The sequence below is a fragment of the Pseudomonas sp. G1002 genome, assembly GCF_013385455.1.
Classification (GTDB): domain Bacteria; phylum Pseudomonadota; class Gammaproteobacteria; order Pseudomonadales; family Pseudomonadaceae; genus Aquipseudomonas.
In genome coordinates this window covers 252-12,097 of record NZ_JACAPY010000062.1, presented here as the reverse complement: position 1 = coordinate 12,097, position 11,846 = coordinate 252, and the positions used below count along the sequence as shown (strand labels likewise).

Annotated in this window: 9 protein-coding genes; 3 read left to right on the top strand and 6 right to left on the bottom strand. The window is 62.0% G+C overall.

The window, feature by feature from the left end; translation table 11 throughout:
* Positions 1 to 61: 61 nt before the first annotated feature.
* From xylB to HX801_RS31145, 5 genes are read right to left on the bottom strand one after another with little or no spacing between them, the layout of a single operon-like run.
* On the bottom strand, positions 62 to 1,537 hold the full coding sequence (gene xylB, locus HX801_RS31165; protein WP_177023387.1) for a xylulokinase: 1,476 nt from the start codon (positions 1,535 to 1,537) through the stop codon (positions 62 to 64).
* 1 nt (position 1,538) lies between these two features.
* Positions 1,539 to 2,531, bottom strand: coding sequence for a LacI family DNA-binding transcriptional regulator (locus HX801_RS31160; protein WP_032898556.1), 993 nt, complete (start codon positions 2,529 to 2,531; stop codon positions 1,539 to 1,541).
* A 21-nt stretch (positions 2,532 to 2,552) separates the two neighbouring features.
* Positions 2,553 to 3,494, bottom strand: coding sequence for an ABC transporter substrate-binding protein (locus tag HX801_RS31155; protein WP_177023386.1), 942 nt, complete (start codon positions 3,492 to 3,494; stop codon positions 2,553 to 2,555).
* A 33-nt stretch (positions 3,495 to 3,527) separates the two neighbouring features.
* Positions 3,528 to 4,496: a hypothetical protein gene (locus HX801_RS31150; RefSeq protein ID WP_003209708.1), complete on the bottom strand. Its 969-nt coding sequence runs from the start codon at positions 4,494 to 4,496 to the stop codon at positions 3,528 to 3,530.
* A gap of 25 nt (positions 4,497 to 4,521) precedes the next feature.
* Positions 4,522 to 6,054 carry a sugar ABC transporter ATP-binding protein gene (locus HX801_RS31145; RefSeq protein WP_008430405.1) on the bottom strand — a complete coding sequence of 511 codons (1,533 nt, stop codon included), beginning with the start codon at positions 6,052 to 6,054 and terminating at the stop codon, positions 4,522 to 4,524.
* Between the two features lie 409 nt (positions 6,055 to 6,463).
* Here HX801_RS31145 and HX801_RS31140 point away from each other — a divergent pair, with 409 nt between their 5' ends.
* The 3 genes from HX801_RS31140 to HX801_RS31130 are packed head-to-tail and all read left to right on the top strand — an operon-like array spanning position 6,464 to position 9,465.
* A complete protein-coding gene (locus HX801_RS31140; RefSeq protein ID WP_177023385.1) occupies positions 6,464 to 7,819 on the top strand; it encodes a HAMP domain-containing sensor histidine kinase in 1,356 nt (451 codons plus the stop codon).
* Positions 7,804 to 8,187 (top strand): response regulator, encoded by a 384-nt coding sequence (locus HX801_RS31135; protein ID WP_177023384.1) that lies wholly within the window; start codon positions 7,804 to 7,806, stop codon positions 8,185 to 8,187. Before HX801_RS31140 ends, HX801_RS31135 begins: the two co-directional genes overlap by 16 nt.
* Positions 8,188 to 8,196: 9 nt before the next feature.
* Positions 8,197 to 9,465: an EAL domain-containing response regulator gene (locus HX801_RS31130; RefSeq protein ID WP_177023383.1), complete on the top strand. Its 1,269-nt coding sequence runs from the start codon at positions 8,197 to 8,199 to the stop codon at positions 9,463 to 9,465.
* Here the strand turns inward: HX801_RS31130 and HX801_RS32370 are convergent.
* A complete protein-coding gene (locus tag HX801_RS32370; RefSeq protein WP_371132487.1) occupies positions 9,446 to 10,081 on the bottom strand; it encodes a methyl-accepting chemotaxis protein in 636 nt (211 codons plus the stop codon). The two genes, HX801_RS31130 and HX801_RS32370, sit on opposite strands and share 20 nt — an antisense overlap.
* Positions 10,082 to 11,846 lie beyond the last annotated feature (1,765 nt).

Below are 11,846 nucleotides of genomic sequence, written 5' to 3'. Positions count from 1 at the left end.
CTGTAAGAGCGGAACCAATAGCAGCCGTTACCCAAATAACGGATATACACCCAAAACTTCCCTAATCGTGCAAAGCCTTAGCCGCCCCCAACAACCCCCGAAACTTCAAATAACGTGCCTGCAAAACAGCCTGTTGAGCGCCGTCCGGGAAAAACCGTTGCTTCACCGGCATCCCCGCCTGCAACAGCGCCGCGCCCTGCCCACTCGACAGGAACCCCAACTTCGCTGCACCAATACACGCCCCCAACTCACTGCCATGCAACGTGTAGATCTCCCGCCCAAGAATATTGGCCAACAACTGCGCCCAATACTCACTGCGCGCCCCGCCCCCCACCAACGCACAAGCCCCCACCGTGGCCCCGGCCGACTGCACTGCATTCAATGCATCCAGCAACCCGAACCCAACCCCTTCCATCACCGCATACCCCAGCATGGCCGGCGTGCAGTCATGCCCCAGGCTCATGAAACCACCCCGCAACAACGGGTCGTTATGGGGCGTGCGCTCCCCCGCCAAATACGGCAAAAACAACGGATTGGAAACCGGCACGCCCTGCCCGATCGGCAACTCGGCCTGCACCCGATCCAGCAACGCCTGCTCATCAACCGACCCCGTCAACCGCGTCACCCACCGCAAGCAACTGGCCCCGGCCAGCATGGCGCCCATGGTGTACCAGCGATTAGGCAACGCATGACAAAAACTATGCACCGCACTCGCCGGATTCCCCGCCGAGTGATCAGTAATCGCCACGATGGCCGCACTCGTCCCCAACGTGATAAACGCATCACCCGCATTCACCGCCCCTATGCCCACCGCCGCCACCGGGTTGTCCCCGCCACCGCCGGCAATCACCAGGCCCTCAGCCAAGCCCAGTCGCCCCGCCGCAGCCGCATTCAAACAAGCACTGGCCGCGCCACCTTCTACCAGCCGTGGCATCTGCGCCAATCGCAAACCCGTGGCCTGCAGCATCGGTTCAAACCATTCACGGTTGGCCACATCCAGCCACAACGTCCCCGCACCATCGGACACATCACTCACGCGCTCACCACTCAAGCGCAGGCGCAGGTAGTCCTTGGGCGACAGCACGCAATCAATGGCGCTGAATACCGCCGGTTCATGCTCCTGCAACCACAGCAGCTTGGGCGCCGTGAGACCGGCCATCGGCAAGCTGCCGGTGACGTCGGCAAACTCACTGCCCAAGGCTTCTGCCTGGGCCATGGCACGGGAGTCATCCCAGAGAATCGCCGGGTACAACACCCGGTCGTCTTGCCCCAGCAATACCGCCCCGTGCATCTGCCCGGACAACCCGATGCAGCCGACACGGCCGTAGGCATCCGGCTGATCAGTGCGCAGTTGGTCCAGGGCCTTCAGGCATGCTTGCCACCAGTCCTCAGGAACCTGCTCGGACCAGCCTGCGTGCGGGCGCGAGACCGTCAGCCGCGCGCCCGCATGGGCGAGGACGTTGCCTTGCTCGTCCATCAGGATCGCCTTGAGTTCCGAAGTGCCGAGATCAATGCCAAGGGAAACCGCGTTGTTCATATCAGGGGCAGCCGCATGAGTTACGAATCTTCAGGGTGGGCGCGAGCCGCACGCTGTGTGTTTTACGCTTGGGCGACGCCATGCGCTCAAGCAGCAGGTTGACCGCCCGGGCGCCGAGTTCCTGGACCGGCTGTGCGATCAGGGTCAGGCGTGGCACGAAGAAATCCGCCCAGTCAAAATCATCGAAGCCCACCAGGGCCATCTGCCCGGGCACGTCGATATTCGCATCACGCAAGGCGTGCATCGCACCCAGGGTCATCAGGTTGTTGCCCGCCATGATTGCTGTGGGCGGTGTTGCCAGGGTCAATAACTGCGCGGTCGCTTGCCGTGCCGGCTCGCTGCTGGAACCACCGTTGACCAGCAATTGCGGGTCAAACACCAACCCTGCCGCCTGCAACGCGGCTTGATAGCCGGCCACGCGCTCATCGGAAGTGCCGAGCCCCGCCCGCCCGGAAATAAAGCCGATGCGCCGGTGGCCATGGCCGATCAAGTGCGCCACCAGGGCCTGGGTCGACTGGGTGTTTTCCACCCCGACCTGATCGAAACGATCACACATCATCCGGTCCACCAACACCGCCGGCACTTGATTGGCCTGCAGGTATTCCAGGGCCAGCGAACCGGTAGACGGCGCCAGCAGAATGCCGTCCACCCGCCGATGGTGCAGCGTCGTGACTACGCGCAATTCCTGTTCGGGATCGTCGTGGGTATCGACAAACAACATCATGTAGCCGTGCTTGGCGCACTCGGTTTCAATCGCGTGCACCGTTTCGCTGAAGTAGTGGTTGGACAGCGCCGAGATCGCCACGCCAATCGTATTGGTGGTGGACCGCGCCAGGGAACGCGCCAGCGTGTTGGGGATGTAGCCCACCTGCCGGATCGCGTCCTGCACCGCTTGCACCGTGTCCGGGCTGACCTTGCGGGTGCCGTTCAAGACGTGGGAAACCGTCGACGTCGACACCCCTGCAATTCTTGCCACATCCTCCATGGTTGCCACGGTGCTCACTCCTGGTTTCTTTTAATGTTTGCTGGACCAACCGCTGTAGGAACCGACGTTATCGCGGGTGATCAATTTTGGCGCCAGCAGGGTAACCGCTTCGGCGGGTTGTTTGTCATTGAGAATGTCATTGCCGACATTGACGGCGGTCTGGGCCATGGCCCATGGGTCCTGGCTGGCGGAGGCCTGGATCAGGGTGTCGGTCTTCAAGGCATTCTCGATGTCCGGCGCGCCGTCCACGGAGGTGATGATGATGCCGCTGCGTTTCAGTTGCTTGGCCGCCAGGTCGCTGCCGATGGCTTGCGGGTCGTTGATTGCGAACAGGCCGTCGATTTTCTGGAAGCGTGTCAGGTAGCCCTGCATCACGTTCAAGCCGCCTTCGCGGGAGCCCTTGCCGTCCTGGTCGTCCGACAGCACCTTGATCTCCGGGGCGCTGGCCAGCGCGGCTTTGCAGCCTTTGACCCGATCGGTCACGGCGGTGACCTGCGGGCCGTTCTGAATGATCACATTGCCCTTGCCCGACAGTTTGTCGACGATGAACTGGCAGGCGAGCTTGCCGGCCTCGACGTTGTCGGTCTGCACCGTGGCATTCACGCCCTTGGCGTCGACGTCCACGGCCACCACCACGATCCCGGCGTCGCGGGCTTTCTTGATCGCCGAGGCCATGGCCGACGGGTCGACGGCGTTGAGCAGGATCAGGTCGACCTTGGACGAGATGAAGTTGTCGATCTGCGAGAACTGCTTGCTCAGGTCATAGTCGGCCGACACCGAGGTGACTTTCACCGCCGGGTTCAGCTCCTTGGCCCGCGCCGTGGCACCGTCGGCCAAGGTCACGAAATACGGGTTGCCCAGGGACCCCATGCTGATGCCGATGGCTTTCAGTTCACGGGCTTGCACCGCCTGGGACATCAACACGGCAACGCCCAGGGAGGCGACAACAGGAAACATGCGTTTGAAGTTCATGATGACTCTCTTGTGATTGTTGTTTGAGTGAAATCAGGTCCGCGCACCGGACTGGCGATAGCGGTCCAGCGCTACCGCGCCAATGATCACGATGCCCTTGATGATGTACTGCCAGATATCCGAGACGCCCAGCAGCACCAGGCCGTTGGTCAATACCGCGATGATCAGCGCACCAATCAGCGTGCCGCCGATGGTGCCGACGCCGCCGGTAAAGCTGGTGCCGCCGAGGATCACTGCGGCAATCGCATCCAGCTCATAGGATTGCCCCAGCTGCAGGCCATTGGCGGCGAACAGGCGTGACGCGCTCATCACCGCGCCCAACCCGGCCAACGCACCGGACATGGCATAGACGAACAGCAGGACCTTCCACACCTTGATCCCCGACAGCCGCGCCGCTTCCGGGTTGCCGCCCACGGAGTAGATTTGCACCCCCATCACCGTGCGCCGCAGGATGAACCACGACAGCGCAATCACGGCCACGGCAATGATCACCAGCCAGGGCACGCCCAGCACCGAATCGTTGCCAATAAAGGCAAACGGCAAATCAGGGTTGAATACGGTCTTGTCGTCGGCCAGCAACCTCGCCAACCCGCGCATGGCGGTCAGCGCACCCAGGGTGACGATAAACGGCGGCAGGCGCATGAAGGCGATCAGGCCGCCGTTGACCAGGCCCAGCAACAGGCCGAAGCCAACCCCGGCGGCAATCCCGAACATGCCGAACTGCGGTGACATCGACGCTTGCAACGCAACCACAGCCGAAGCCGCAAGAATCGCTCCCACCGACAAGTCGATGCCCGCCGTGAGGATCACAAAGGTCATCCCCGCCGCCAGCACCACGTTGACCGACGCCTGCTGGGTGATGATCGACAGGTTCTGCACCGTCATGAAGTTCTCGCTGGCCAGGGCAAAACCCACCAGCAACAGCACCAGCACCGGCAACATGCCCACCGTGCGCATCAGTTCGCGAATACGCTCAGCCTTGCCGATCGTTGCCACAGTCATTGTGTTGCTCCCGCTTGTCGTTGAATTAGCCATGGGCGGCCACCTGTTCGCTGCCGGTGGCGAGGTCGATGATCGCCTCCTGGGAAATATCCAGCCCCGATGCCCCGCCCACTTCGGCCACCAGTTGCCCTTCGCGCATGATCAGCACGCGGTCGCAGGTGCCGATGATTTCCGGCAGTTCGCTGGAGATCACCACGATGCCCACGCCGGCCTTGGCCAACTGGTTGATGATGCGGTAGATCTCGGATTTGGAGCCGATGTCCACGCCACGGGTGGGTTCGTCGAGGATCAGTACGTGGGGCTTGACCTCCAGCAGTCGGGCCAGCAGCACCTTCTGCTGATTGCCGCCGGACAAGCTGCCGACATTGACCTTGCCCGAGGCCACGCGGATCGACAGGGACTTGATCGCATCGCGTGAGCGTTGTGCGGCGTGGCCACGGTCGAGCACGCCACCGGCATGGGCATCCGGCACACACGCACAGACGTTGATGTTGTCGGCCACGCTCATGTCGAGAAACAGGCCCTGGGCCTTGCGGTCCTCGGTGAGGTAGACGACACCGGCACGAATCGCATCCGCCGGGTTGCGCAGTTGGGTCACGGTTTTGCCGACCACCTCCAGGGTGCCGGAGGTGCGTGGGTCGGCGGCAAAGATCAGCCGTGCCAGTTCGGTACGCCCGGCGCCCACCAGGCCGGCGATGCCCAGCACTTCACCGGCGTGCAGGTCAAAGCTGCAGTTGCGCACGCGCTTGCCGTCGGCCATGTCGCGCACGCGCATCACCACCTGGCCGGGGTCGTAGGCCGCATGTTCCTTCTTGTAGAAACCTGACAGGTCGCGGCCCACCATCATCTTCACCAGCACTTCGGCCGACAGCACGTCCCGCGCCAGCTCGCCGACGTACTCGCCGTCCCGCAGCACCGAGACCCGGTCCGACAGCTCGTAGATTTCCGCCATGCGATGGCTGATGTAGATGATCGCCAGGCCCTGGCTGCGCAGCTGTTTGATCAGCGCAAACAGGCGGTCGGTTTCCCGGGAAGACAGCGGCGTGGTGGGCTCGTCCATCACCAGGATTTTCGCGTGGGCATGCAGCGCCCGGGCGATTTCTACCAGTTGGCGCTCGGCGATGGACAGGCTGGCGACGCGGGTGGTGGGCAGGAACTCCGCGCCGAGCCTTGCCAGCACTTCCGCCACCCCGGCTTCCATGCCCTTGCGGTCGATGGTCCAGCCACGGCGCAGTTCACGGCCCAGGTAGATGTTCTCGGCCACCGTGAGGTTCGGACACAGGCTCAGTTCCTGGTAGATCACGGCAATGCCGAGGGCTTTGGCGGAGGCTGGGTTGTAGCTGGCGACGGGCTGGCCATCGATGCGGATGGTGCCGCCATCATCGGCCTGGTAGGCACCGGAGAGGATCTTCATCAAGGTCGATTTGCCGGCGCCGTTCTCACCCATCAAGGCGTGGATTTCACCGGGGTAGACCTTCAGGCTGACGTTCTTGAGCACCCGCAGGCCGTTGAAGGTCTTGCTGATGCCCTGCATTTCAAGCAAGGGTTCAAGGCTCATGACTGAGCTCCTGGTTTTATTATTGTTGTGTTCGGGCGTTTGCCGATGGCAGTCATCGGCAGACCTGATTGCTGCCGACTCTAATCAGATACATTTGCTTACGCAAGCGCTTGCGTCAGCCGTTTATCGTTTGATTAAACGTTTCACCTGATGAATAAATGTTCATCCAGCGACCTGGAGAGACTAATTGCAGATAAAACCGCCGTTTTTCCACCTTCACCTATCCGATTGAGTGTTTTTCTAAAAATAACACCGCGTTTGGCCACTACGATCCCTGTCGGTTGCGGTTTATCTGCTATCGTCCAAAGACCTCATCTCCTCCTCATCGCGCGTGCGCGATCTTCTGTGAGCATGCTCTGCGGCGCCGCCTTTGGCAGCGTCGGGCCTGAAGTTCACGGAACACTGCACCATGGACAACTCTTCAGTCGACAGCCCGGCGGAGCCGCAATCCCGGGCTGAAAAAATCGTCGAATTCAAACGCCAGAAAACCCTGCTCAAGGCCGGCGCCTTGCAAGATGCGATCTTCAACAGCGCCTACTTCTCCAGCATCGCCACCGACGAAAAAGGCGTAATCCAGATTTTCAACGTCGGTGCCGAACGCATGCTTGGCTACGCCGCCGCCGATGTGCTGAACCGCGTCACACCGGCCGACATTTCCGACCCCGCCGAGCTGATCACCCGCGCCGCCGCCCTCAGCCTGGAACTGGACACACCGATCACGCCGGGCTTTGAGGCCCTGGTGTTCAAGGCCTCCCGGGGCATCGAAGACATTTACGAACTGACCTATATCCGCAAGGACAACAGTCGCCTGTCGGCCATGGTGTCGGTGACCGCCCTGCGCAACCGCAACGACGCGATCATCGGCTACCTGCTGATCGGCACCGACAACACCGCGCGCAAGCAGGAAGAGGCGCAACGCAAAGGCTTTGAGCGCGCCCTGGAAGAGAAGAACCTGGAGCTGGAACACGCCAGCCACATGAAGTCCGAGTTCCTTGCCACCATGTCCCACGAGCTGCGCACGCCGCTGAATGCGGTGATCGGTTTTTCCGAGGCGCTCAAGGACGGCCTGGTGGGCGACATGAGCGATATCCAGCGCGAGTACATCGGCGATATCTTCACCAGCGGCCAGCACTTGCTGTCGCTGATCAACGACATCCTCGACCTGTCCAAGGTCGAGGCCGGCATGATGGACCTGGAACTGGAAGCCGTGGAGTTGGCCGGCCTGTTGGCCAACAGCCTGCTGATCGTGCGGGAAAAGGCCGCATTGCAGCGCATCCAGTTGAAACTCGAAAGCCCGGACGACTTCGGCGCGCTGGAACTGGACCTGCGCAAGACCAAGCAGATCATCTACAACCTGCTGGCCAATGCGGTGAAGTTCAGCGAGCACGGCGGCTCGGTGACGCTCTCGGTGCGCGAGGTGAATCGTGGGCAAGTGGGGCAGATTCCCGGCGACTGGCCCACCCACGGCTTTGCCCTGCAACCCAGCGAGCAGCAACAGTTCCTGGAATTCAGCGTCAGCGACACCGGCATCGGTATCGCCCGGCACGACATGAGCAAGCTGTTCAAGGCTTTCAGCCAGATCGACAGCAGCCTGGCGCGCAAATTCGAAGGCACGGGCCTGGGCCTGGCGATGGTCAAGCAACTCACCGACCTGCACGGCGGCAGTGTCGCCGTGGCCAGCCGCGAAGGTGCCGGCGCGCGATTTGTGGTGTGGCTGCCGCTGCACCGTGCCGCGGATGCGGAGGCCCCATGGCCGAAATCCTGATCGTCGAAGACAACGAGGCCAATATGCGCCTCGCCCGCCTGTTGCTGGTGAACGCCGGCCACAGCGTGTTGTGGGCCGCCGATGCCGAGACCGGGCTGACCCTGGCCCGGGAAAAACAACCGGCATTGATCCTGATGGACATCCAGTTGCCGGGCATGGACGGCCTGGCAGCCACGTCACTGCTCAAGCAGGACCCTCATACCGCGCACATCCCGGTGATCGCCCTGACGGCCATGGCCATGAAGGAAGACCGTGACAAGACCCTGCGGGCCGGCTGCGATGCCTACATCATCAAGCCCCTGCGCTACAAAGAGCTGTACCAGGTGGTCGACACGCTGCTGCAAAAGAACATTACTCCCTCGACTTGAGTCCTCTCCATGGCCAGCCAACCCGCAACGCTGTTGATCGTTGATGATGAAATCCAGGTGCGCAAGCTGCTGGAAACCCTGCTGCGCCACGAGGGTTACCAGACCGTGAGCGCCGCCAGTGGTGAAGAAGCCTTGCAGTTGGTGGCGCAGCGGCCGCCGGACTTAATCCTGCTGGACATCATGATGCCGGGCATGGACGGCTATGAAGTGGCCAACCAGCTCAAGGGCAACCAGGCCACGGCGAACATTCCGATCATCATGCTTTCGGCATTGAGTGAGTCCAGCGCGCGGCTCAGCGGCCTGGAAACCGGTGCCGAGGAGTTCATCAGCAAGCCGGTGGAGCGGGTCGAGTTGTGGCTACGGGTACGCAACCTGCTGCGGCTCAAGGCCCACGGCGATCGGTTGAAAAACCATAGCCAGTTGTTGGAGCAGCAACTTCAACACCACCAAAATGAGTCCTCGCGGTTGAATGTGCATGATCTGGCGCGCCTGGACCTGGAAAAAGCCCTGCGCCTGGCGGTCGAGCGCGAAGAATTCGTGCTGCATTACCAACCCAAGGTCGAACTGGCCAACGGTCAGGTGTGCGCCCTCGAGGCCCTGCTGCGCTGGGACCGGCCCGGTTACGGTGCGGTGTCTCCAGCGGCCTTCATACCGATCCTGGAAAGCCAGGGCTTGATCGTCACGCTCGGGCGTTGGGTGATCGACAACGTGTGCCGCCAGATCGCTGCCTGGCAATCCGGCACGGTGGGCGCGGTGGAGGTATCGGTCAACGTTTCGGGGCATCAATTGATCGAGGGTGACCTGATTGCCGATATCGCCCAGTCCCTCGCCCAGGCCGGCGTAGAAGCGCATTGGCTGGAAGTTGAATTGACCGAAGGCTCGCTGATGGAGAACACCCAGCACACCATCGCCAGCTTGCAGCGCCTGCGGGCGATGGGGGTGAAGATCTCCATCGACGACTTCGGCACCGGCTATTCCAGCCTGGCCTACCTGCGGCGGTTTCCGATCGATACGCTGAAAATCGATATCGCGTTTATCCGCGAAGTCACCAGCAACCCGCAAGACGCTGCCATCACCCGCACCATCATCGAACTGGCCCACAGCCTGAAGCTGCGAGTGGTGGCCGAAGGCGTGGAAACCCAGGCGCAGCTGGAGTTTCTGCGGGAAGCCGGCTGCGATCAGATCCAGGGGTATCTGTTCAGCCGGCCTTTGCCGATGAAGGAGTTGGAGCGCCTGCTGCTGGATAAGCGCAGCCTGGTCAGGCCGCAGCCTCACTGACTTCGAACAACCCCACCAGCTTCTGCAACTTGTTGGCATTCACCCGCACGGTTTCCGCGCTGGTCTGCAACACCCCTACGGTCAGGCGCATTTGCTCCGAAGAGTGGCTGACCTGCTTGATGGTCTTGCCATAGTCGAGGCTGCGGGCGTTGAGCTGCTGGATGATGCTGAACATGCTCTCCACCGCCTGGTGCAGGTGCACGTTCTCCGAGGAGGCGTCCTCGGCCAGGCGCAGGCTGCTGTCGACGTTGGTCACGCCGTTTTCCATGAAGCCTACGGCCTTGCGGGTTTCGCCTTGCAGGCCCTCGACCATCTGGCGAATGTCTTCCGCTGCCTTGGAAGTGCGTGACGCCAGGGTGCGGACTTCGTCGGCCACCACCGCAAAACCGCGGCCATGCTCGCCTGCCCGCGCCGCTTCGATGGCCGCATTCAGGGCCAGCAGGTTGGTCTGGTTGGTGATGTCGCTGATCAACCCGGTGATGTTGCTGATCTGTGCCATGCGGCTGTCCAGCAGTTGCACGCTTTCCGAGGAGCGCTGCACCACATCGCGAATCGACTGGGTGCCGACCTGTACCGCGAGGAATTGCTCGCGGGCGCGGCTGACCACCTCGTCCATGGCCTGCTTCATTTGCTCGGCGCTCACCGAGGCTTGCTGGATTTCTCCCAGTTGCTCTTCAACGATGATCATCATGCGGTGGGTCGCGTCGGCCACTTCATGGGACATCAACCCGGCCGCCTCGCTGCGGCCGAGCATCAATTGGTTGGTGTTGCCAACGCTGTGGCTGGCCTTGACCACCTGGCCGACCACCGAATCCAGGCGGTCGATGAAGCTGTTGATCCAGCGGCTCATGTCGCCGGTTTCGTCGTTGACCATGCGCCCGCTGTCCAGGCGTTGGCGCAGGTTGCCCTCGCCTTCGGCAACGGTGCGGATGACCTCGGTCATTTCATTCAGGCGTGCGGCCAGGCGCCTGGGGCCCAGGCGGCTGAACAGCAAGGCCGCGACGACCATGCTCAGCACCTCGCACGCATCGGTCCAGGCGGCGGGCAAACCACTGTAGTGACGGACCAGGAAGTTGCAGGCAAACAGGCCGGCCATGGTCGCCAGATAGGGCTTCATCAAGCCGTGGCTCAGGGAGCGCCGGCGGTAGACCTCTTCCAGGTCGGCCTCGCACATCATGCCCCAGCGATCCGGCGAGCCCGGCAGTTCGAAGGTCACGCCCTTGCCCACCACCGGGATGTGACGGTAGTCGGAATAGCCGGGATAGGTGACAAACAGGTTCGAGCCCTTGCGGATGGTTTCCCGCACGCCGGGGTGCAGTTGTTGGGTGGCGGGGTCGATAAACCGCAATTCCAGCTCGGTGTGGCGCTGGATCTGTACGGTTTTCCAGGGTGTGTGCACGCCGCTCTTGAGATTTTCACCGTGGGTGAAGGTGCCGTCCTCGAAGCGTGAGCGGGACAGCGCAATGCCCGGCTGCAGCGCCGGGTCGAAGCGCGATTGCACCATGAACAGGTAGTTATCGCCGGACTCGGGGAAGATATGCCCGGCCTCGCGCTGGATCAAATCCCCGAGTATGTCGTTGGGCACCCGACCGCAGAGGCAGCCGACCACCCTGCCCTCGCGGGTCAATGGTTGGTAGAACATCAGGGTCACTTCGTCATGGAAGCGCGAAGACGAAGGGCCAATCTGCAAGGTCAGCGGGTCGCTGTAGGGACCGTGGAGGAATGGCGCCTTGAGCCCGGCGGCCAGGGCTTGTTGATTGAGCGCGCGGTGACTGGCCTGGCTCCAGGTACTCGCCAGTAATTCGCCCTTTGGGTCGACGATAAACAGCTCGGAGAAATCCCCGGCCTGGTGCAGTTTTTCCAGCAGCAGGCTGTTGTCGGTGAGCACGGAATCGCGGGCCAGTGTCGTGGCCAGTTCGTTGAGGTGTTCCCACTGTTCGCGGGTCCAGGTTTGCAGGAGTTTGACCCGGGTTTCGGCAATGGCCTCGAAGGTTTGCTCCATCACCGGGTACACCGCGCGGTTGAGGTGGCAGGACCAGCCCATGGCGAACTTGCCGGTCTTGCCCCACCAGGGCAGCCAGCTTTTCTCGGCGGAAGATAACTGCATCGTGCTGCTCGACAGGCTGCTCATGGCGGACTCCGGGAGTGATGTCTAATTGCCATATTTCAAGGCAATTAATGCGCCAATTAGCTAGCTTGCTATTGATTAGGCTGTTTGGCCTGCCATGCGGGTCAACGGGAGCGAGCTTCCTCGCTACAAAAAGCTGCATGCAATCAAGAGCATGCACCAGCGGGTGGCAGTGAGATCGCTTGTCGGGTGAGATGTCCCAAGGGGACCGTGCCGGGCTGACCATCTCACTAGGGCTCTGCCCCGCCTGTCG